Origin of the sequence: Dactylosporangium sp. NPDC050688 (assembly GCF_040654515.1) — a bacterium.
Classification (GTDB): Bacteria; Actinomycetota; Actinomycetes; order Mycobacteriales; family Micromonosporaceae; genus Dactylosporangium.
The window spans coordinates 60,740-80,270 of the sequence record NZ_JBFAIC010000027.1; the positions used below are offsets into that span (position 1 = coordinate 60,740).

The 19,531-nt window shown below is 70.6% G+C and carries 20 protein-coding genes and 1 tRNA gene; 7 read left to right on the forward strand and 14 right to left on the reverse strand.

Annotation, left to right across the window (positions count from 1 at the left end; genetic code table 11):
- Positions 1-48: 48 nt before the first annotated feature.
- Positions 49-136, reverse strand: a tRNA-Ser gene (locus tag AB0H83_RS24975).
- Between the two features lie 208 nt (positions 137-344).
- Here AB0H83_RS24975 and AB0H83_RS24980 point away from each other — a divergent pair.
- Positions 345-926 carry a hypothetical protein gene (locus tag AB0H83_RS24980; protein WP_360098368.1) on the forward strand — a complete coding sequence of 194 codons (582 nt, stop codon included), beginning with the start codon at positions 345-347 and terminating at the stop codon, positions 924-926.
- 42 nt (positions 927-968) lie between these two features.
- Positions 969-1,925, forward strand: coding sequence for an NAD(P)H-quinone oxidoreductase (locus tag AB0H83_RS24985; protein WP_360098370.1), 957 nt, complete (start codon positions 969-971; stop codon positions 1,923-1,925).
- A 7-nt stretch (positions 1,926-1,932) separates the two neighbouring features.
- On the opposite strand, the gene soxR is transcribed toward AB0H83_RS24985, so the two are convergent.
- Together soxR and AB0H83_RS24995 are read right to left on the reverse strand one after the other, a co-directional pair.
- Positions 1,933-2,388, reverse strand: a complete 456-nt coding sequence (gene soxR, locus AB0H83_RS24990) for a redox-sensitive transcriptional activator SoxR (RefSeq protein ID WP_360098372.1) — start codon at positions 2,386-2,388, stop codon at positions 1,933-1,935.
- 4 nt (positions 2,389-2,392) lie between these two features.
- The gene (locus tag AB0H83_RS24995) at positions 2,393-3,091 is read right to left on the reverse strand and encodes a glycosyltransferase family 2 protein (RefSeq protein WP_360098374.1); all 699 of its coding nucleotides are present in this window, start codon (positions 3,089-3,091) and stop codon (positions 2,393-2,395) included.
- 104 nt (positions 3,092-3,195) lie between these two features.
- On the opposite strand from AB0H83_RS24995, the gene AB0H83_RS25000 reads away from it, so the two are divergent.
- Positions 3,196-3,576, forward strand: coding sequence for a PPOX class F420-dependent oxidoreductase (locus AB0H83_RS25000; RefSeq protein ID WP_360098376.1), 381 nt, complete (start codon positions 3,196-3,198; stop codon positions 3,574-3,576).
- A gap of 125 nt (positions 3,577-3,701) precedes the next feature.
- Here AB0H83_RS25000 and AB0H83_RS25005 read toward each other — a convergent pair whose 3' ends face one another.
- Positions 3,702-3,911 carry a BldC family transcriptional regulator gene (locus tag AB0H83_RS25005; protein ID WP_033365012.1) on the reverse strand — a complete coding sequence of 70 codons (210 nt, stop codon included), beginning with the start codon at positions 3,909-3,911 and terminating at the stop codon, positions 3,702-3,704.
- A gap of 697 nt (positions 3,912-4,608) precedes the next feature.
- The gene (locus AB0H83_RS25010) at positions 4,609-5,448 is read right to left on the reverse strand and encodes a hypothetical protein (protein ID WP_360098378.1); all 840 of its coding nucleotides are present in this window, start codon (positions 5,446-5,448) and stop codon (positions 4,609-4,611) included.
- Between the two features lie 97 nt (positions 5,449-5,545).
- Here AB0H83_RS25010 and AB0H83_RS25015 point away from each other — a divergent pair, with 97 nt between their 5' ends.
- Both AB0H83_RS25015 and AB0H83_RS25020 read left to right on the forward strand, forming a co-directional pair.
- Positions 5,546-6,604 (forward strand): Glu/Leu/Phe/Val dehydrogenase dimerization domain-containing protein, encoded by a 1,059-nt coding sequence (locus AB0H83_RS25015; protein ID WP_360098380.1) that lies wholly within the window; start codon positions 5,546-5,548, stop codon positions 6,602-6,604.
- A 196-nt stretch (positions 6,605-6,800) separates the two neighbouring features.
- Positions 6,801-7,031 carry a DUF3073 domain-containing protein gene (locus AB0H83_RS25020; protein ID WP_360098382.1) on the forward strand — a complete coding sequence of 77 codons (231 nt, stop codon included), beginning with the start codon at positions 6,801-6,803 and terminating at the stop codon, positions 7,029-7,031.
- A gap of 138 nt (positions 7,032-7,169) precedes the next feature.
- Here AB0H83_RS25020 and amcA read toward each other — a convergent pair whose 3' ends face one another.
- From amcA to AB0H83_RS25045, 5 genes are all read right to left on the reverse strand, one after another.
- The gene (amcA, locus tag AB0H83_RS25025) at positions 7,170-7,367 is read right to left on the reverse strand and encodes a multiple cyclophane-containing RiPP AmcA (protein WP_360098384.1); all 198 of its coding nucleotides are present in this window, start codon (positions 7,365-7,367) and stop codon (positions 7,170-7,172) included.
- Positions 7,351-8,442: a cyclophane-forming radical SAM peptide maturase AmcB gene (amcB, locus tag AB0H83_RS25030; RefSeq protein ID WP_360098508.1), complete on the reverse strand. Its 1,092-nt coding sequence runs from the start codon at positions 8,440-8,442 to the stop codon at positions 7,351-7,353. Before amcB ends, amcA begins: the two co-directional genes overlap by 17 nt.
- A gap of 142 nt (positions 8,443-8,584) precedes the next feature.
- Complete coding sequence (purM, locus tag AB0H83_RS25035) at positions 8,585-9,739, reverse strand: phosphoribosylformylglycinamidine cyclo-ligase (RefSeq protein WP_360098386.1); 1,155 nt, start codon at positions 9,737-9,739, stop codon at positions 8,585-8,587.
- Between the two features lie 57 nt (positions 9,740-9,796).
- A complete protein-coding gene (purF, locus tag AB0H83_RS25040; protein ID WP_360098388.1) occupies positions 9,797-11,356 on the reverse strand; it encodes an amidophosphoribosyltransferase in 1,560 nt (519 codons plus the stop codon).
- A 185-nt stretch (positions 11,357-11,541) separates the two neighbouring features.
- On the reverse strand, positions 11,542-11,895 hold the full coding sequence (locus AB0H83_RS25045; RefSeq protein WP_360098390.1) for a sterol carrier family protein: 354 nt from the start codon (positions 11,893-11,895) through the stop codon (positions 11,542-11,544).
- A gap of 440 nt (positions 11,896-12,335) precedes the next feature.
- Here AB0H83_RS25045 and AB0H83_RS25050 point away from each other — a divergent pair, with 440 nt between their 5' ends.
- Entirely contained in the window at positions 12,336-14,117 is a 1,782-nt protein-coding gene (locus AB0H83_RS25050) for a carboxypeptidase-like regulatory domain-containing protein (protein ID WP_360098392.1), read from the forward strand.
- A 313-nt stretch (positions 14,118-14,430) separates the two neighbouring features.
- Here AB0H83_RS25050 and AB0H83_RS25055 read toward each other — a convergent pair whose 3' ends face one another.
- The 4 genes from AB0H83_RS25055 to AB0H83_RS25070 are packed head-to-tail and all read right to left on the reverse strand — an operon-like array spanning position 14,431 to position 17,604.
- Entirely contained in the window at positions 14,431-14,946 is a 516-nt protein-coding gene (locus AB0H83_RS25055) for an NUDIX hydrolase (RefSeq protein WP_360098394.1), read from the reverse strand.
- 27 nt (positions 14,947-14,973) lie between these two features.
- On the reverse strand, positions 14,974-15,897 hold the full coding sequence (locus AB0H83_RS25060; RefSeq protein ID WP_360098396.1) for a sensor histidine kinase: 924 nt from the start codon (positions 15,895-15,897) through the stop codon (positions 14,974-14,976).
- Positions 15,894-16,772 (reverse strand): MEDS domain-containing protein, encoded by an 879-nt coding sequence (locus tag AB0H83_RS25065; RefSeq protein WP_360098510.1) that lies wholly within the window; start codon positions 16,770-16,772, stop codon positions 15,894-15,896. Before AB0H83_RS25065 ends, AB0H83_RS25060 begins: the two co-directional genes overlap by 4 nt.
- A 43-nt stretch (positions 16,773-16,815) precedes the next feature.
- Positions 16,816-17,604 (reverse strand): IucA/IucC family C-terminal-domain containing protein, encoded by a 789-nt coding sequence (locus AB0H83_RS25070; protein WP_360098398.1) that lies wholly within the window; start codon positions 17,602-17,604, stop codon positions 16,816-16,818.
- Between the two features lie 347 nt (positions 17,605-17,951).
- Here AB0H83_RS25070 and AB0H83_RS25075 point away from each other — a divergent pair, with 347 nt between their 5' ends.
- Positions 17,952-19,505: a peptide deformylase gene (locus AB0H83_RS25075; protein WP_360098400.1), complete on the forward strand. Its 1,554-nt coding sequence runs from the start codon at positions 17,952-17,954 to the stop codon at positions 19,503-19,505.
- Positions 19,506-19,531 lie beyond the last annotated feature (26 nt).

Genomic DNA, 19,531 nt, shown 5'->3' on the forward strand with positions numbered 1-19,531 from the left:
TGTCGGCCGAGCGTTCGACCTGCTCGACCTAGTTGAGTCGTTGCTGTGCGGAGGGCGTGGGATTCGAACCCACGGAGACGCGGAACGCCTCACCGGTTTTCAAGACCGGCGCCATCGGCCACTAGGCGAGCCCTCCAGCGGAACGTCGACCAGTCTGCCAGATCGCTTCGCGGCGTCGGTGGTCACCCGTGTGAGGGAGGCCGGACGGCAGGCGGGCGGTGGCGGACTGGACGACCGCGACCAGATGACATCTTGACACTCCGCCGCAAATGTCGCGCGGAATAAAGGTGACCTGCGCAGACTCAGGGCTGCAGGTGGGAGCTAACGGGGCGGGGGCCAAGGGCATGCATCTCTTCTTCAACGATCCACGGGTCGCGTACGTCACCCGGCACCGGCGCATCGTGCGGCATCCGTTGGTGGCGCTGGTCGCGGGTGGGGTTGGGGTGGCGGCGTTGGGGGTGGCGATCGGGTCGGCCGGGTGGGAGCCGCCGCGGCACGACGGGCCTGGGCCGCAGCGGGAGGCGCAGCAGCAGGGGATGGTGACGCCCGACCCGGTGCGCGAGATCAACCTGTACGACGTGCCCGCCGCGCCCCAGCCGGTCCTCGGGCCCACCAGTGCGCCGCCCCGGGTGCTGGCCGGGCCGCAGGCGCCGAAACGGGCCAAGGCGCCGAGGCAGGCAGTCAAGCAGACAGAGAGGGCCACGACCGCCCCGAAGACAAGCGCGCCGGCGGTAACAGCACAGCCGACGACCCAGCCGACCCCGGAGCCGACCACAGAACCGACCAGGGACCCGACGCCAGAGCCCACGACACAACCCACCACCAGCCAGGAGCCGGCCGTGGAGCCGACCGCCTGGCGCCCCGGGTGGCATCACCACGACGGCCGGGGGCATTGGCCGTGGGAGCGGAGCGCGCCGGCGCCGTAGGGCAGGAACCAGGGCCCGCGGGCATGGCGCAAAATGGTCAACATGCGCGCGATCACGATCGAGCAGCCGGGTGGTCCTGAGGTACTGCGGTGGACCGAGGTGCCGGACCCCGTGCCGGGACAGGATGAGGTTCTGATCGAGGTTCACGCGGCTGGGGTCAACCGGGCCGATGTACTGCAGCGGCAGGGGTTCTACCCGCCGCCGGAGGGGGCGCCGCCGTATCCGGGCATGGAGGTGTCGGGCCGGATCGTCGGGGTCGGTTCGGGTGCGCACCACTGGCAGGTCGGGCAGGAGGTCTGCGCGCTGATTCCGGGCGGCGGGTACGCCGAGCTGGCGGTGGCGCACGTCGGGCAGCTGCTGCCGGTACCGCGGAACGTGACGCTGGACGACGCGGCCGCGCTGCCCGAGGTGGCGGCGACGGTGTTCTCCAACGTCGTGGACGTGGCGGGGATCAAGCCGGGGGAGACGCTGCTGGTGCACGGCGGCGGCAGCGGCATCGGTACGTTCGCGGTGCAGCTGGGCAAGGCGCTCGGCGCGCACGTGGTGACCACGGCGCGGGAGAGCAAGCATGAGGCGCTGACCCGGCTCGGGGCGGACCGGGTGATCGACTACACGGCCGAGGACTTCAGCGCGACGGTGAAGGCCGACGTCATCCTCGACATCATCGGCGGGGCGTACCTCGGGGCGAACGTGAAGGCGCTCAACGAGGGCGGCCGGCTCGTGGTGATCGGGATGCAGGGCGGCCGGAAGGCGGAGCTGGACCTGGGCGCGCTGCTGGCGAAGCGGGGCAGCGTGTTCGCCACGGCGCTGCGGTCCCGGTCGCTGGCGCAGAAAGCGGCCATCATCCGTGGCGTGCGCGAAGAGGTCTGGCCGCTGATCGACGAGGGGCTGATCGGGCCGGTCGTGGACAGCCGGGTACCGCTGCCGGACGCGGCGGAAGCACACCGCCTGATGGAGTCCAGCGGGCACTTCGGCAAAATCATTCTGACCCGCCCCTAAGAGACCGTCAGAGATCCGGGGGAGAGGGCGAGGAAGCCAGGATCACCGGCCCCGGCCCCCGGGCCGAGAGCCGGTCCCCCGGGTTCGCCAGCCAGCAGTGCGTCAGCGACAGGCACCCGCACCCGATGCAGTCCGTCAGCGTGTCCCGGAGCCGCTCCAGCAGCGCGATCTGCTCGTCCAGGTGCACCCGCCACTTGCGCGACAGCCGGGCCCAGTCCGCCCGGGTCGGGGTCCGGTTGGCCGGCAGCGAGGCCAGCGCCTCCTTGATGGTCTCCAGCGGGATGCCGACCTGCGCCGAGATCCTGATGAACGAGACCCGCCGCAGCTCCGTGCGCTCGTACCGGCGCTGGTTGCCGCTGGTGCGGGTCGAGTGGATCAGACCGAGTTTTTCGTAGAAGCGCAGCGCGGACGGGGCGACCCCGCTGCGCGCCGAGAGTTCACCGATCGTGAGGAGCTCCGCCATGCGCTCAGCGCTTGGTGGACGGCTTACGCACGCGCTCGCGGGAGAGGATCCACAGCGCCTCGACGCCGTCCTTCCAGGTGATCTTCTTGCCCTCTTCGCGGGTGCGGGCCCGGTAGCTGATCGGCACCTCGTACGGGCGGTGCCGGTTGCGCAGCAGCTTGCCGGTGACCTCGGCCTCCATGCCGAAGCCGGCGGAGCGGATCTGCAGGGAGCGGTAGAGCTCGACGGGCATGAGCTTGAAGCAGGTCTCCAGGTCGCCGAGGTAGCAGTTGTACAGCATGTTCGCGGCGGTCGTGACGGCCTTGTTGCCCATGACATACCAGAACGAGAACGAGCTGTGGCTGCCGAACGTCCGATTGCCGTAGACCACGGTGGCGCGGCCGTCGAGCACCGGCTCGAGCAGCTTCGGGATGTCCTGCGGGTCGTATTCGAGGTCGGCGTCGAGGATGACCATGTAGTCACCCGTCGCGTGCTCCACGGCGGTGCGGATCGCGGCGCCCTTGCCCTTGTTGCGGGGGTGCAGCACCACCCGGATGCGCTCGTCGTGCAGCCCGTTGAGGATCTCCGCGGTGCGGTCCCTGCTTCCGTCGTCGACGATGACGAGCTCGGTCTCGGTCGGGTAGTTCACGTCGAGTGCCTGCTTCACGGCATCGGCGACGCGAACCTCCTCGTTGTAGACCGGCATCAGGATCGACAGCTTCATCACGATCTCCGAAGGGTTCGGGCTTGGGACCATCAGACTAGCCTTCCGTCACCCGGGCGTGTGATGTCCCCGCTTGGGGTTGCGGACCTCGTACGGTGTGGCCTATGACGAGCGCAGCGAAGCAGTTGGGCGACGAAGCGTACATCGCGGTGACGACGTTCCGCCGCGACGGGACACCGGTGTCCACGCCGGTCTGGGTCGCCCCGGACGGCGAGGCGTTGATGGTCTGGACCGTCGGCGATTCGGGCAAGGTGAAGCGGATCCGCCGGGACGGCCGGGTGACCGTCGCGCCGTGCACGGTGCGCGGGGTGCCGACCGGCGAGGCGGTGCCGGGGCACGCGACGGTCCTCGGCCCGGACGGTGGCCGGACGGCGCGGGAGCTCATCAAGCGCAAGTACGGCCTGCGCGGTCGCCTGGTCGTGTGGATGAGCGTCAAGCGCCGCGGCGAGGACGCAACCGTCGGCGTGCGGATCACGTTGGACTGAACGGCGGGTCTGGGACGAGGACAAAGCAACGCGCTCGGATCACCGGGGGGTGACAATCCGAGCGCGTCGCGGGAACAAGCGTATGGTTTTGGCACCGGAGGGAGGCGCGAGGTAAGGTTGCGGCCTCAGTCGCCTTGGCGCTGCTGCGGGATCTGTCCCTGGAGCAGGGCACGCACCTCGGATTCGCGATAGCGGCGGTGTCCGCCGAGGGTGCGGATGGCGCTCAGCTTGCCCGCCTTCGCCCATCGGGTGACGGTCTTCGGGTCGACGCGGAACATCGACGCGACCTCAGCCGGCGTTAGCAACGGCTCAGGCTCATGCGTGCGAGATGGCATCGGTCACTCCTCCACAGGTACCCAGGAACGTCGGACGGGGTCCCGCCGGCCGACGCGTTTCCTATGGTCCGGCTAGTCCCCGATGTCCGACATGGGCCGAACGGCTGAAGGTCCCTGTATGGACGGATGATGAATAAGTGAATTTTCCCATTTTGATGACACGAAATGGGATAAAGCGGGACCGGATGTGACGCTGTGTGGGTGAGTCGATACGAATTTAGCTCACTCGACCGGGTGAGTGGTAGCCCATAAAGTCCTCCCAATAACCCATAACGGACACCACCGTGGAGCGATTCGGTTGCGAAGGGTGACACCCGTTCGTGGCTGTTGGGATCCAGACATTTACCTGCGGCAATGCGTCTCGGTGTATGTCACCCGGCGGATGAAGAACAGGATGACGAAAAGACGGACCCGCCCGCGGTCGCGGCCGGATCCGTCGTGATCACCAAGCGTGGCGGCTGGCGCTCTGGCCACGAAAATTCACGGTGTTGGTCAGGCCGCTGTTCGAGTGGCTGGTTGACCCCGTCGGCGTCGGCGTTCGCAGCGGTGGACACGCGCGAGCCGCTGGCCGATCCTGTCACGGTCGGCTCACTAGTGATCTTGCCCGGTTGATCGAAGTCGCGGCGTGGTCATCCAGACGACCAGGACGCGCCTTGGATCACACGCTGGTCCGGCTCAGGCAGTGCGAGCGTCAGCGCTAGTTGCAGCGCTCCAGCAGCTGCACGGCGCGCCAGCGTTCGACCAGTTTCTCGTACACCTCGGTGGCCTCGTCGGCGTCGCCGCGGGCCACGCTGGACAGCCCCGCCGCCACCAGGCCCGGCGAGTCGTCCTCGACCAGGGCCTCGTCGGACAGCAGGCCCACCAGGCCGCCGTAGTCCAGCTCCACGATGGACCGGGAGTGGAACTCCTCCAGCCACCGCGCCGTCTCCTCGACCGCGACAGTGATCGGCGCGTCGCCGATGGCGCGGCGCAGCACCGCATAGGCCCGGTGCGCCCGACGGCGGGCCTTGGAGATCTCGGTGCGGTACCGCAGCACCCGCCGGCCCGGCCGCAGCGAGAGCTCCCGCTCCTCCAGGTCGACGAAGACGAACCAGCGCAGCGGTACCCCCCACGTCGCAACCTGTTCGTGTACCCGCGGCAGCCCGCGCTCCAGGACATGGTCGCCGCTGCGCCAGTCGTCGACGACGGTCTGCGCGAGGCCGGCGAGGACCGGCGGCACGAAGGCGTCGGCGATCACGCTCGGCACCCCGTCGCGGGCGGTGAGGGCGGCCTCGGCGACCCGGATGCGCAGATTCCACGGGCAGACGAGCAGCGTGTCGTCGGCCTCCAGGACGTAGGCCTCGTCGGGCAGGTCCGGCAGGCGGGTCCAGCCCGCGCCGAGCGCCTCGATGACCGACGTCCGCTGCCGGCCGGGACCGTCGGACAGCGCGACTGCCCGGCCCTCCTTCACGTAGCGACGCCAGTACAGCTGGTGGTCGCGGTCGAAGGCGGCCAGCGGCTCGTATACCCGCAGGTATGACGCGAAGAGCGACGGCACGGCCCGATCGTCGCACGAAACCGTCAGCCATCGGTATTAGGGTCGGTACACAGGCGCCGTCTCACGAGGATCGGCCCCCACCGACACAGGAGCATCCATGGGTGTCTTCACCACCAGCCACGAGCAGGTCGTCTACTGTCACGACCGGCCCTCCGGCCTGCGCGCGATCATCGCCATCTACTCCACGGCGCTCGGTCCGGCACTGGGCGGGACCCGTTTCTACCCGTACGCGTCGGAGGATGACGCCCTGCACGACGTCCTCGACCTGTCGCGCGGGATGGCCTACAAGAACGCGCTCGCCGGGCTCGACCTCGGCGGCGGCAAGGCCGTGATCTGGGGCGACCCGGACAAGGACAAGAGCGAGGCGCTGCTGCGCGCCTACGGCCGGTTCGTCCAGTCGCTGGGCGGTCGTTACTACACGGCGTGCGATGTGGGCACGTATGTGCAGGACATGGACGTGGTGGCGAAGGAGACCAGGTTCGTCACCGGACGCTCCGAGTCGCACGGCGGCGCGGGTGATTCTTCGGTCCTTACCGCCTACGGCGTCTTCCAGGGCATGCGGGCGGCCGCCGAGCACCGCTGGGGCACCCCCACGCTCGCCGGCCGGCGGGTCGGCATCGCCGGGCTCGGCAAGGTCGGCAAGCACCTCACCGAGCACCTCGTCGAGGACGGCGCCTCGATCGTCGCGACCGACGTCAACCAGCGCGCGATCGAGTGGGTCCGCAGCACGTATCCGCAGGTGGACGTGGTCGACAGCAACGATGACCTCGTTGCCGCGGACCTCGACGTCTACGCGCCGTGCGCCCTCGGCGGGGCGCTCAACGACGAGACCGTGGCGGTGCTCCGCGCCAAGATCGTCGCGGGTGCGGCGAACAACCAGCTGGCTCACCCGGGGGTGGAGAAGATGCTCGCCGAGCGCGACGTGCTCTACGCCCCGGACTATGTCGTCAACTCCGGCGGGGTCATCCAGGTGGCCGACGAGATCGAGGGCTTCAACTTCGCCCGCGCCCAGCAGCGCGCCGCCCGGATCTTCACCACGACGCGGGAGATTCTGCAGCTCGCTGAGGCTGAGGGGGTCCCGCCGGCGGTCGCCGCCGACCGCCTCGCCGAACGGCGGATGGCCGATGTCGGAAGGCTCCGTACGATCCTCTTGTAAGCGTGACGACCGCGGCACGACGGTGGTGCTTACCCAACCGGTCCGGTCGGGTAAGCAACGCCACCGAATTGGTCGGCAGGGGCGAGATGCCGAAAGGTGCCCTCGACATGTACCGTAAGAGCCACGAGAGATGCCTGACGTTGTCGGGGCCTGCCGGTAATGGCTGCCCCGTAATTCTGTGCGAGGGGGTCGAGCCATGGGGCGCGGCCGTGCGAAGGCCAAGCAGACTAGGGTGGCCAGGGAGTTGAAGTATCACTCCCCCAACACCGACCTCGACGCGTTGCAGCGCGAGCTCGCGGGCAGCCCGAAGTCTTACGACGACTACGCCGGATCCGGCGAACACGTCGACGATGAGGCCGACGACGAGGACGACGGTAACTACGACGACTCCTCCAGCGACAGCGACTGGCGCTCACGGAGTCGTTGATCATCGCTCTACCCGGCTGACGGGCACGTGGACACCCCACGTGCCCGCATCGTGTCCGAGGCACCCGCGCGGTGGCCGTTCTCTCGACGGCGCACCGCGTGGGTGTTCAGGCACATCCAGACACCTCTGGCACGGCCCTCAACGAGGACGGTTGTTCCAGTTGTAGAAGGTCGGGATGTTCTCGAAGTGGTTCCAGGCACAGACGGCGTTCGCGCCATCCTCGCCACTCGCCTCCGCGCGGGCGGCCCTTGCCACCGCAGCCTCGTCGAGCAGCACACGAAGGCCGTCAGCGGCCCCGTGGACGCGCTCCGCGACCGGGTCAGCGTGCTCCGGCATGGTCCAGCACTCCCTCCAGAAGGCAAATCTTGCTATTACGGCAGTGACGCGTCTGCGTGCCGTCGAACCTGCCGTGCTCGAAGTAGCGGTTCGCCGCGTGCGCACCGCCGCAGAAGCCGAAGTACGGGCACGTCGAGCGGCATGCCTCGACCCCGCGCAGGTACTCCGGCACCCAACCGGCGGACCCGGCCGCGCCGGCCAGGATCGTCGCGAGGGGTGTCTGCAGGACGTGGCCGGAGGAGAAGTCGCCGTACCGGGCGTCGGTGAAGCCCGCCAACTCGGGTGAAAGCAGGAAGACCCGGCCGTCGGCGGCGATCGTCGGGATCGGATCGAGCGCCGCGGGCAGCACGTCGTCGGCGCCGCCGGTCAGGACCGCGCCGGCGTAGCGCAGCGTCCACTCGATCTCCCGCACGTGGATGCGCGGGTCGCGCCGCCACGCCGCGACCAGCTCCGCCCAGAACGCCCGGACCGCGTCGGCGCCGAAGTCGTTGACGCGGGCGTTGACGCCCTCCTGCTCCTCGATGTTGATCCCGAGAACGTCGCAGCCCAGGTCGAGGAAGTAGTCGTAGAGCCGGGTGGCGAGCCCGGGGGTGGGCGCACTGACGACGCAGAGTGCCGAAAACGGGATCTCGTGCCGCCGCAGCGTCTCGATGCCGCGTTGGATCCGCCGGTACGAGGGGGAGCCCGCCCGATCGACGCGCTGGCCGTTCAGGTCGGCCGGCCCGTCGACGCTGACACTGACGTGCATCCGGTGGGCGGCGAAGAACTCGCACCAGGCGTCGTCGATGAGCGTGGCATTGGTCTGGACGTGGTGTTCGACGCCCGCGAACGGCGCCATCAGCTCGGCGAGGGCCTGACGGCCCGCGGCCAGCGGCTCCCCGCCGTGCCAGACCACCGAGAACCGGTCATTGCCGGCGGCCCAGACGTTGACCGAGCCGGCCACCGCGCTCGCGACCTCGAGGCTCATCCGGTCGTCGCGGGCGCGGAAGGGCAGGTAGCAGTACGTGCAGTTGAGGTTGCACAACGTCGTGGGCTGCATCACGACATAGCTCGGGACCGGGGAAATGCCCCGCATGCCGTTCCACGACACCGCCCCGTCCTCCTTTTGGGCGTAGGGACGTGTCGGTTCAGCCTAGGTCTCTTGCCTCGCTGCGGTAAGACCCGGTGATCGGAATAGGCGAGACTTCTCCAATCCCGCCTATTCCGACAACGCCGCATCAGCCCCGCGTGTGGGAGCCGACCATCTGCACCTGACCGGTGCCCTCGATGACCTCGCCGACCTGCCAGGCGTCCACGCCGCGGCCGGCGAGGAACGCCAGCGTGCGGTCGGCGTCCTCGGCGGAGACGACGGTCAGCATGCCGATGCCCATGTTGAAGGTGCTTTCCATCTCCATGTCCTCGATGCGCCCCTTGGTGCGCACGAGCTCGAAGATGGGCTGCGGCCGCCAGGTCGAGCGGTCCACGACCGCGTCGACGTGCTCCGGCAGGACCCGGACCAGGTTGCCGGGGATGCCACCGCCGGTGACGTGGGCGTACGCGTGGATCTCGCTCTCGGTGATGAGGTCGAGGCAGTCCTTCGCGTAGATGCGGGTCGGCGTGAGCAGCTCCTCGCCGAGCGTGCGCTGCGAGCCGAACTCGTCGATCACGCTGTCCAGCCGCATCCGGCCGGCGCCCAGCAGCACGTGCCGGACCAGGGAGTAGCCGTTGGAGTGCAGGCCGGTGGAGCGCAGGGCGATGACCACGTCACCCACCTCGACCCGGTCGCGGCCGAGGATCGCGTCCTCCTCCACCACGCCGACGCCGGTGCCGGAGATGTCGTACTCGTCGGGGCGCATCACGCCGGGGTGCTCGGCCGTCTCGCCGCCGAGCAGGGCGCAGCCCGCGTAGCGGCAGCCGTCGGCGATGCCCGCGCCGATCTCCGCGACCCGGTCCGGCACGACCTCGCCGCAGGCGATGTAGTCGAGCAGGAACAGCGGCTCGGCGCCGCAGGCCACCAGGTCGTCGACGACCATCGCGACCAGGTCGATGCCGACCGTGTCGTGGATGCCCATGGCCTGGGCGATGGCCAGCTTCGTGCCGACGCCGTCGGTCGACGAGGCGAGGATCGGGCTCTTGTACTTCTTGAGGTCGAGCCGGAACAGGCCCGCGAACCCGCCGATGTCACCCATGACCTCGGGCCGGTGCGTGCGGTGCACCTTGGTGCGGAGCAGCTCGACGGCCTTCTCGCCGGCGTGGATCGACACGCCCGCGTCCGCATACGTCACGGTGCGCCTGCGGCCCCTGCCGTTGCCGGCGGTCCACAACTGCCGCTCGGGGGTGCTGCCCTGGCCGGTCTCACCGGCCTTCTCGGCGCGCTCATCCACGTGCGTCACTTTCTCCCCTTTGATTGCCTCGGCGGCGGCCACCGCATGTTGCTATGGGTGGGCGGATCACGGACGCAGCAGTGCGCCCGAACCGCCCGGACTGGCGGCGACGCTGACCGCGCCACCGTCGGTCGTGGTGGGAGCGGCCCCCGCCGCACGCGCCACACCTTCCAGGACGTGCTTGCCGATCACGTTGTCGGCCGGCAGTTCGATCGGGTACTGACCGTCGAAGCAGGCGCTGCACAGCCGGTTGGCGGGCTGCTCGGTCGCCGCGATCAGGCCGGGCAGCGACACGTAGCCGAGCGAGTCGGCGCCGATCGAGCGGCGGATACCTTCGAGGTCGAGCCCGTTGGCAAGCAGCTCCGCCCGGGTGGCGAAGTCGATGCCGTAGAAGCACGGCCACTTGACCGGCGGCGACGAGATGCGGACGTGCACCTCGACCGCGCCGGCTTCCCGCAACATACGCACGATCGCACGTTGCGTGTTGCCGCGCACGACAGAGTCGTCGACGACGACGAGACGCTTGCCCCGCACGTTGTCGCGCAGCGGGTTGAGCTTGAGCCGGATGCCCAGCTGACGGATGGTCTGGGAGGGCTGGATGAAGGTGCGCCCGACGTAGGCGTTCTTGACGAGGCCGTGGCCGAACGGGATGCCGGACTCGGTCGCGTAACCGATCGCCGCCGGCGTGCCGGACTCCGGCACCGGGATGACCATGTCGGCCTCGACCGGGTGCTCCCTGGCCAGGGTGCGGCCGATCGCCACGCGCGCGGCGTGGACGTTGCGCCCGACGATGGTGGTGTCGGGGCGGGCCAGGTAGACGTACTCGAACAGGCAGCCCTTGGGGTCCGGGGTGCCGAAGCGGCTGGAGCGCAGGCCGTGCTCGTCGATGGCGATCAGCTCGCCCGGCTCGATCTCGCGCACCACGCTGGCGCCGACGATGTCGAGCGCGGCGGTCTCGCTCGCCACCACCCAGCCCCGCTCGAGGCGGCCGAGGACCAGCGGGCGGACCCCGTTGACGTCACGGGCCGCATACAGGGTGTCCTCGTCCATGAAGACGAAGCTGAACGCGCCGCGCAGGGTCGGCAGCACGTCCAGGGCCGCGGCCTCGACCGACCGGTCGGGGTGGGCCGCGAGCAGCGCCGTGACCAGCGCGGTGTCGTTGGTGGAGTTCATCTGGTCACGGTCGCCGAGCTCGGCGACCCGGCGGGCCAGCTCGGCAGTGTTGACCAGGTTGCCGTTGTGGGCCAGGGCGATCGTGGTGCCGCCGCGGTCCTCGCCCGGGGTGGTCGAGCGCAGCGTGGGCTGCGCGTTCTCCCAGTTGGACCCGCCGGTGGTCGAGTAGCGCGCGTGGCCGATGGCGATGTGGCCGTGCAGGCTCGCCAGGGTCGGCTCGTCGAAGACCTGGGACACCAGGCCGAGGTCCTTGTACACCACCACGCCGGAGCCGTCGGACACCGCGATGCCGGCCGCTTCCTGCCCACGGTGCTGCAGTGCATACAGCCCGTAGTAGGTCATCTTCGCGACCTCTTCGCCCGGCGCCCAGACGCCGAACACACCGCACTTGTCCTGAGGACCTGGACGCTGGGGGTCGAGCTCATGGCTCAACCGGCCATCGCCTCGGGGCACGTTGCCGCTCCTGTCGTCGCAGTTGCCGGGGTCGTCGGCGGTGTGGGTTCGAGGGGGGAGTCCGACCTGATAGGCGCGGTGATGCAGTCGCCTTCGCGCCCCAAAGTGTACGCGAGGAATTTGGCATGACGCACAGCCACAGTTTGCGCGCAGCTCGTAATCAGTGTCCCGTACGTTTTACAGACTCACAAGGGTAGATAGGCCGATAAATCAGCCCGAACCCCGCTGGCGCGGATCTTCCCGGCGGTGACTGCTTCATGCCACGTTTTCCGTCCCGTGGCGATCTCCAGCCACGTGGCGGGGTCGGTCTCCACCACGTTGGGTGGCGTACCTCTCGTATGCCGCGGCCCCTCGATGCATTGAATCGCGCCGTACGGAGGAACTCGCACCTCCACCGAACGGCCAGGAACCCGGAACCGCAGGTCAGCCAGGAGCTCTCGCACGGCGTCACGCAGCGCGACCCGGTCCGGAACGAGTCCACCATCCAGCGCATCAAGGACGGTTTGCACCGTGTCGGAATATCGGTGCGGAGTGGACATGACGGGACGATACGACCCGCCGGACGCCGGTCGCAACACCCTGCGCCTTTCGCCGACCCCTGTGGACAAGGCATAGTTTGCTGCGGCGCACCATGCAAAGCGAGCCTCGCTCGCATGTTGGACCATCGACAGAGATGCTCGGCAGAGACGCTCGGGTGAAAGTCAAGATCCGGAGGGGTGTGGACGTGACTACCCACCGACGAGCCTTGCTGCTCCGTGCTGGAGCAGCGGCCGTACTGGTGACGGGCGCGCTGGTCGGTGCGACAGCCGCACCAGCGTTCGCGGCCGCGAATCTCGCCATCAGTGCCAGCAACGCAACGTTGACCGTCGGTGGCGGCGCGCAGTCCTCGACGATCACAGTGCGAAACACCGGTGACTCTGCTCCTGCCAATGACGTCAAGTTCAGTGTCGACATTGCGGTCGGTGCCCAGGAAATCACGATGAGCACGCCCGGTGGTTGCTCGAACACCTCGACGGGCTTCGAGTGCACGATCCAGGCGGCGGACCTGCCGGCGGACGGCTCGAAGAGCTTCACCGCCTCCTTCACTCCGCCCGGGCAGAGCTCGATCCCAGCCGGCCAGTCGCGCGACGTCACCGGGCAGCTCAAGATCAACGGCGGCGGCGGCGGATCCGGCTCCTTCAAAGTGACCTTGAAGGGCCCGGCGCAGACCGCGCCGGCGACCCAGACGGTGCAGGAAGTCTCGGGCACGGTCAACGACTCGACGACCGGCAAGGTCCTCAAGGGCGCCTCGGTCAACATGGAGGACGGCGCCGGCAAGAGCCGCTCCGCGACCACCGACGACGCAGGCCGGTTCCGCTTCCTGGGCACCGAGACCAACCCGATCGCCCCGGGCAACATCTCGATCTCCGTCACGATGAACGGCTACGACGCCGCGTCCAAGGACGTCACCGTGCAGGCCGGCAGGTCGGCCACCGGTCAGCGGCTCGCGCTCGTGCCGATCGGCTCGACCGCGTCGCCGGTGGTGCCGTCCATGGAGGAGAGCACGCCGGCTGGCGACGACACGCAGTCCGTGGCCCCGGGTGCGGCCAACACCGCGAACACCTCCAGTGACAGCGGCGGCGGCATGTCGTCGTACATCCTGATCGCGCTCGGCGCGCTCCTGGTGATCTTCGGCATCGTCGCGATCGTGCTGCTGCTGCGCCGTCGCGGTGACGATGACGACGACGAGGAGCTGGACGAGGAGCCGGCCCCGCGGCGCGGCGGCGGGGGTCAGCGCCCCGGCTACCGGCAGGCGCAGGCCGACCCGACGATGGTCGGCGCGATGGGCGGCGCACCCACGATGATCAACCGTGGCACGGCCAACGACGCGACCGCGATCGTGCGGCCCGGCCGGGTCAACGACTACGACGTGCCGCCGGACCCGTACGGTGCGCCGCTGCCCCGGGCCGGTTCCGGCTACGGTGCCGCGGGCGCGGGTGCCGGCTACGGTGCCGCGAACGGCGGGGGCTACAACGACCAGGCCGGCTTCGCGCAGGGCGCCCCGTCGGCCGGCGCGGGCTACGGCCCGTCGTCCCGCCCGGCGGTCGACCCGTACGGCCCGGAGTACGGCGCGGGCGGCGGTGGCGGGTACAACGACCAGCCGGGCTACGGCGGTGGCGACCGGGGCGGCGCGTACGCCGACTCCACCCAGCGCTGGGAACCGGCGGCCGGCAACGGCTACGCCGGCGGCCAGAGCAACGGCGGCGGGTACGGCGCGAGCGGCGCGAGCGGCTACGGTGCCGAGCCCGGCGCCAACGGCTACGGCGGCGGCTACAACGGCAACGGTGCCAACGGCTACGGCCCCGACCAGGGCGCGAACGGCTACGGCCCCGACCAGGGCGGCTACGGCCCGGCCGGTGGCGGTGCCGGCGGCTACGGCCCCTCGGCCGGCCAGGACGGTTACGCCCCCGCCGGCGGTGGCGACGGCTACCCGAGCGCGGGCGGCGGCTACAGCCCGAGCGCCGGCAACGGCTACAACGGCCAGTCCGACTACGACGGCCCGTACGCCGGCCGCGGCGGCTACGAGCAGCGTGGCGGCTACGAGCCCGCCGCCGGCTACGAGCGCGACGGCTACGAGCGCGTCCCCGAGCCCCCGAGGGCCGGCAACGGCTACGACGGCGCCAACGGCAACTACGAGCAGCGCGGCGGCTACGGCGAGCCCCAGGGCAGCCGGGGCCAGGCCGGCGGCAACCGCCGCTCCCTGGACTGGCTCGACGACTGACCCACCCCGACATTGACGCAGGACGGCGCCCCCGACGGGCGCCGTTCTGCGTTCAGCGGGAGGCAGGAGCGGCAGGGCGTCATCCTGTACGGCGTTGAGGTCGATGCCGTCGCCGGCGCGCTGTGGAAGCTCGACCCGCGGTACGTGCCGGCCGGTGCCGGAGCGACCGCCGGGCAGGTGCCGGTGCTGCTGGTCCGGGACGGCGTGGAGGCCGCAGGGTCGTCAGCACCCGAACAGTCGCGCTCCCGCACTGGTCAGCAGGGGTGCGGAGCCGTCCGGTTTCCCCCGTTCGGAGACGAATGGGGAGTGACGCTCAGGCGTAGCGGTGGCCCATCTCGGCGTGCACGACGGTGTCGGTGGTGAGCGCCGCCAAGGCCAGCGACAGCCGGCGGTGCAGGGACGCGCGGATGTTCGCGGCGTCGAGCGGTGCCCATCGGACGCCGGTGAGCTCGTCGGCGGCGGGGCGCAGGTCGGCGGCCGGGTTCAGGACGCCCCCGTCGAAGACGAACTGGACCTGGTCGCTCCAGGGGCCGCGGCCCGGGGTCCAGTCCACGACGAGGAGGCGGCCGGCCGGCCGGTCGAGGCCGAGCTCCTCGCGGACCTCGCGGCGGCAAGCGGCGGACGGGGGCTCACCGGGCTCGACGATGCCGCCGGGCAGGTCGAGGTACGGCTTGTAGTTGGGCACCACGAAGAGGATGCGGCCGCCGGGATCCCTGATCAGGGCGCCCGCGGCGACGGTCTTGTGGGCCATGCGACGGGCGATGCCGGGGTGGAACTCCGCCTCCGGCGGCCCCTCCTGCTCGAAGAACGCGGCGGTCACGGCGTCCATTCAACGCGATGCTCGGCGGCGATGGCGTCAGAAGGCGCGCCGCATGTGCAGCCGGACCGTCGTGCCGGGCGAGCCGGTGCGCATCTCCAGCAGGTCGCAGATCTGGCGGGCGATCCACAGCCCGTGCCCCCGCTCGGAGTGCGGGTCGGAGCGCAGGAAGCCCAGGAAGTTGCCGGTGGCGGTGCCGGTGTCGGTGATCTCGCAGACGACCCGGCGGTCGGTCGCCCACATGCGGGCCTCGCCGTTGCCGCCGCCGTGGCGCAGGACGTTGGTGGCGATCTCGTTGACGGCGAGGATGAAGTCGTCGATCCGGTCGGCGGGCACGCCGAAGCGCGGCGCGTGGTCGGCGACGAACTGCCGGACCGGGGCCAGGTCGGGATGGATGGGGATCCACTCGAGGCCGGCGGCCGGGTACGGCGCGAGCGGTGTGTCGCGGGAGGCGTAGTACGACGCCGGCTCGGTGAAGTCGGCGCTGATCTCGCTGGTGGTGCCGACGGCGAGCCGGGGGTGGGTGCGGCGGGCGTCCTGGACGATGGCGCCGGCGAGGGTGCGGCTGTCGTACCCGCACATGACCCAGGCGCGGGAGTCGGCGAGGGCGACGTTGATGACGGACTCGTACCGGCCCCACTCGGAGGTCTCGAGGTCGTCGCGGCCGGCCCAGACGGGCTCGCCGAGGACCCGCAGGAAGGCGCTGCCGGTGGCGAGGGCGTCGATGCGGCGGTGGTGGGCGTCCAGGGTGCGGCCGGGGGAGTCGAACCAGCCGGCCGGCTCGAGGAAGGTGACCTGGTCGGCGGCGCCGTTGAGCTGCTCGCGCAGCAGGCGGGTGTTGTCGGTGGAGGTGACGGCGAGGACCGTGTCGCCGCGGTCGACGCCGTCGACGACGAAGGGGACGGCGGCGGCCAGGAACTGCTCCGGAGAGTCGAACAGCAGGGCCTGGTGGATCAGGGTCATGTCGCCGCCACCCCTGGGTCGCCGATGGTCAGGCCGGGGGTGGTGTCCCAGCCGACGATCCGCAGCACGTTGCGCAGCGTCGGGGTGAGGTTGCGCACCTGCAGGGTCCGCCCGGGTGGGAGCGCCTCGGCGGCCCGCACGAGGGTACGGATGCCGGCGACGTCGATGAACCGCAGCTCGGCGAAGTCGATGACGACGACCGGCTCCGGCCACTGCGCCGTGTGGGCGAGCGCCTCGGCGAAGGGCGCGGCGCTCAGCTCGTCGACGGTGCCGTGCACGCGCAGCCCGCGCGGGGAGTAGGTCGGCACGATGCGCAGCCGCCGGTCGTCGTGCAGCGGGTCGACGCACACCACGCCCGGGTGCCGGGCCACCAGGCCGCTGACGTCCACCCGGTCGAAGAGGCGCTCGTCGTACTGGCAGACGGCGGCGAGATCCTCCGAGCCGGTGACGGTCGAGGCGACCCCCGACTCGTACTCGTGCAGGCGCAGGCTGTCGGGCAGGCTGCGCAGGGCCAGGCTCATCTCGCCGGTGAGGCGCAGGCCCTGGAAGCCGGCGGCACGGGCGTCGCGGATCGCGTGCCGGATGCCGTCGACGAGGACACCGGGGTCGAAGTGGTCGTCCGCGGCCGGGCGGACCTCCAGCTGGCCGCGGGCCATCGCGAGCGCTCCGTCGACGCCGCGCGGGTCGAGCCACGCGTCGATGGCGTCGGGGCCGGTCTTGTCGGAGTAGTACAGCACGCGCTCACCGCGGATCAGGCCGTCGGCGATGTAGGCGGACACCACCTCGCGCTGCTCGAGATCGCTGGCGAACGGCAGGCACAGGTGGTCGCCCAGGCGGACGTGCCCGGTGTGCTTGGTCAGGACGCTGTCGTCGATGCTTTCAACTTACCCATTCACCCAGGAAATGATGTTTCACGCCCTACTGGCGGATGCAGCAGCTGGTGCACACCTTCGGCGTCGGCAGGGTGAAGGCCAGGCAGCAGGTGCGCCGCTTGATGTCCAGGCCGCCCTGCTCCCGCACGGACAGCTCGACCAGGTCGTCGGCGCCGAGCGCGCCGAGCACGCGGTGGGCGGTGTCCAGGACCGTGGCGGGCGGCGCGACGAAGCCGCGCGACAGCGCGTAGGAGACCCCGGAGGCGACCGAGCCCCACAGCGTCCGCCGGCTCAGGCGGGCCTGCTTGCGCACCTCGTCGAGCATCGGGTCGAGGTGCGCGTCGACGAGCGAGCGCCGCAGGACGCCCAGCAGCTCGTCCTCGTCCTCGACGATGAGCAGGCCGGGGGTGTCGGTCGCGACGATCGGGTCGGTCGCGAGGACCGCGGTGACCGGCCGGCGCAGGGCGACGGTCAGGAAGGGCTGCCGCTCGGAGAACCGGACCAGCACGTGGTCGGGGGTCATCAGGGGCACCCGCCGCGACGCCGCGAAGCCGAGCACCGCGGGCAGGGCCAGCCAGTAGGAGTAGCACTTCCACGCGAGGGCCGCGGCGGCGTGCGGCTGCGCGCTCCAGCGCCCCTCTGCGGCGGCGAGCCAGTCGCTGACGCCGTCGGCGGTCAGCAGTTCGGCGGCGCTGCGCCAGCCGGGCGCGTGGGTGACCAGCCCGGCCGACAGCCCTTGGAGTGATTCTTTGCCGTGCCGCAGACCCATCCGGGTGAGGGAGGCGATCACCGGTGCGAGCGGATCGGCGGTCGCGCGACTGATGAGCGCGGTCACGTTGGGTCGCCGGCCAGGCAGGGGGGCACGCGGCGGGAGCGCCACGACGCGGCGCCCGTCGACTGCGTGTGTGCGGTGCTCACCACCGTTCGATACCCCCAAGCGTGCGTGCCAAGCGCCCACGATACAGCGATTAGGTAAGCCTAACCACTGTGCAATTGTCTAGCATGCGTCGTAACTTTGTGTGACTTTGTACAAGCGCGTTGCTGATCCAGGGATGTTGATCAACTCCGATGGAGTGGTGTTGTCAACCCTTTTGTCGGTAAATTGTCCGCTTGACCTGTTCGACTGTGACCCCAGGGACACTTGGTGGGCAGGGGCCGTCTCCCTGCGGGGCTGGGCCGGACATGACTACGAGCGACTCTCCCGTGCAGCGGGCGTCAGAGGCGTTCGTCGCGGAGTTCGCGCGGTGGCGCATCGACCGCGGCATGTCCAAGAAGCAGTTGGCCGCCGCGATGGGGTTCGACGCCTCCTACGTGAGCCACGTCGAGGCCCGCCGCCACCGCCCCACCGAGGACTTCGCCCGCCGCGCCGAGGCCATCCTGCAGAGCGGCGGCGCCATCTGGCAGCGCTACAAGGAGTACGACGAGCTGCGCGCCACCGCCCGCAGCCGGGTCGGGCTGCCCGGCCGCGACCCGCCGGTGCCCGACCAGTGGCTGCCGCCCGGCACGGGGCTGGTCGTGGAGCGGGAGACCGCCCGGCTGTCCTACGTCGACGGCAAATACCGGTGCACGGTCCGCCGTGCGCTGTACAACGCCGGCACCGAGCCGGTCACGCGCTACCTGGTGCGGATCTCCGTGGACCGCTACCCGGACGACCCGGCGCGCTCCAACCGCCACCACCGCGACCACCCCATGTTGTGGGACGAGCTGGCGATGGTCGCGTCGTGCGCCGGTGAGCCCATGGACTGGCGGTCCAAGACCGACCGGGATGCGCTCAAGGAGGCGTGGCTGCTGTTCGAGAACGCGCAGGGCCGCTTCCCCCTGTACCCGGGGCAGCGGACCACGATCGCGTACTCGTGGCACATCAGCGTCGAGAAGTGGGGCCACTGGTTCCAGCGCACCGTCCGCCTGCCCACCCGGCAGCTCACCATCGAGGTCGAGTTCCCGGCGCGGATGCGGCCGGTCGTCTGGGGCGTGCAGACCTCACTGTCGGCGGAGGAGGTGCCGCTGCGCACCCCCATCACCCAGGAGCTGTCCGTCGACGGGCGGGCGGTCTTCTCCTGGCACACCGAGCAGGCGACCCTGCACGACCGGTACCGGCTGGAGTGGCGCTTCCGGGGCACCCGGCCCGAGGGGGCGGTGGAGCAGCCGGACGACTGGGAGGAGCCCCCTTTCGTGCAGCCGGCCTCGAGTGACGCCATGCGCGCGGCCGGTGTGATCCAACGTGGCGACGCCGGCCTGGACCGGCCGGTGCGCCAACTGGACCTGCCGGGCGAGTCGGCGCGCGCCGAGGACGTCGTCGACCAGCTGTCCACGGCGCTGGACCGGATCGAGGCGTTGCACCCTTTCGTCAAGGGCGTGGGGCTCGCCGCCCCGCAGCTCGGTTCGGGGCTGGCGGTGGCGGTGATCCGGCCGGCGGAGCCTGACGCGGAGCAGATCGTGCTGATCAACCCGACGGTCGTGGCCGAGTCGGGCGACGCCGACGAGCAGTTCGAGGGCTGCCTGTCGTTCTTCGACGTCCGCGGCCTGGTGCGGCGGCCGCTGAGGATCACCGTGCAGAGCCGGCGGCTCGACGGCTCCACGGTCACCACGGTGTACGAGCGTGCCCTGGCCCGCCTGGTGGCCCACGAGATCGACCACCTCGACGGGCGGCTGTACCTGGACCGCATGGAGCACGACGCGCCGCTGGTACCGACGACGGAGTACCGGCAGACGGGCAAGCCCTGGCGCTACGCCTGAGCGGCCAGCGGAGCGTCTCGGGCCGC

Coding starts and splice junctions, on each gene's coding strand:
- AB0H83_RS24980 (WP_360098368.1), top strand. CDS start 345: ATGCATCTCTTCTTCAACGATCCACGGGTCGCGTACGTCACCCGGCAC.
- AB0H83_RS24985 (WP_360098370.1), top strand. CDS start 969: ATGCGCGCGATCACGATCGAGCAGCCGGGTGGTCCTGAGGTACTGCGG.
- soxR (WP_360098372.1), bottom strand. CDS start 2,388: ATGGCGGAGCTCCTCACGATCGGTGAACTCTCGGCGCGCAGCGGGGTC.
- AB0H83_RS24995 (WP_360098374.1), bottom strand. CDS start 3,091: ATGAAGCTGTCGATCCTGATGCCGGTCTACAACGAGGAGGTTCGCGTC.
- AB0H83_RS25000 (WP_360098376.1), top strand. CDS start 3,196: ATGACGAGCGCAGCGAAGCAGTTGGGCGACGAAGCGTACATCGCGGTG.
- AB0H83_RS25005 (WP_033365012.1), bottom strand. CDS start 3,911: ATGCCATCTCGCACGCATGAGCCTGAGCCGTTGCTAACGCCGGCTGAG.
- AB0H83_RS25015 (WP_360098380.1), top strand. CDS start 5,546: ATGGGTGTCTTCACCACCAGCCACGAGCAGGTCGTCTACTGTCACGAC.
- AB0H83_RS25020 (WP_360098382.1), top strand. CDS start 6,801: ATGGGGCGCGGCCGTGCGAAGGCCAAGCAGACTAGGGTGGCCAGGGAG.
- amcA (WP_360098384.1), bottom strand. CDS start 7,367: ATGCCGGAGCACGCTGACCCGGTCGCGGAGCGCGTCCACGGGGCCGCT.
- amcB (WP_360098508.1), bottom strand. CDS start 8,442: ATGCGGGGCATTTCCCCGGTCCCGAGCTATGTCGTGATGCAGCCCACG.
- AB0H83_RS25045 (WP_360098390.1), bottom strand. CDS start 11,895: ATGTCCACTCCGCACCGATATTCCGACACGGTGCAAACCGTCCTTGAT.
- AB0H83_RS25050 (WP_360098392.1), top strand. CDS start 12,336: ATGAGCACGCCCGGTGGTTGCTCGAACACCTCGACGGGCTTCGAGTGC.
- AB0H83_RS25055 (WP_360098394.1), bottom strand. CDS start 14,946: ATGGACGCCGTGACCGCCGCGTTCTTCGAGCAGGAGGGGCCGCCGGAG.
- AB0H83_RS25060 (WP_360098396.1), bottom strand. CDS start 15,897: ATGACCCTGATCCACCAGGCCCTGCTGTTCGACTCTCCGGAGCAGTTC.
- AB0H83_RS25075 (WP_360098400.1), top strand. CDS start 17,952: ATGACTACGAGCGACTCTCCCGTGCAGCGGGCGTCAGAGGCGTTCGTC.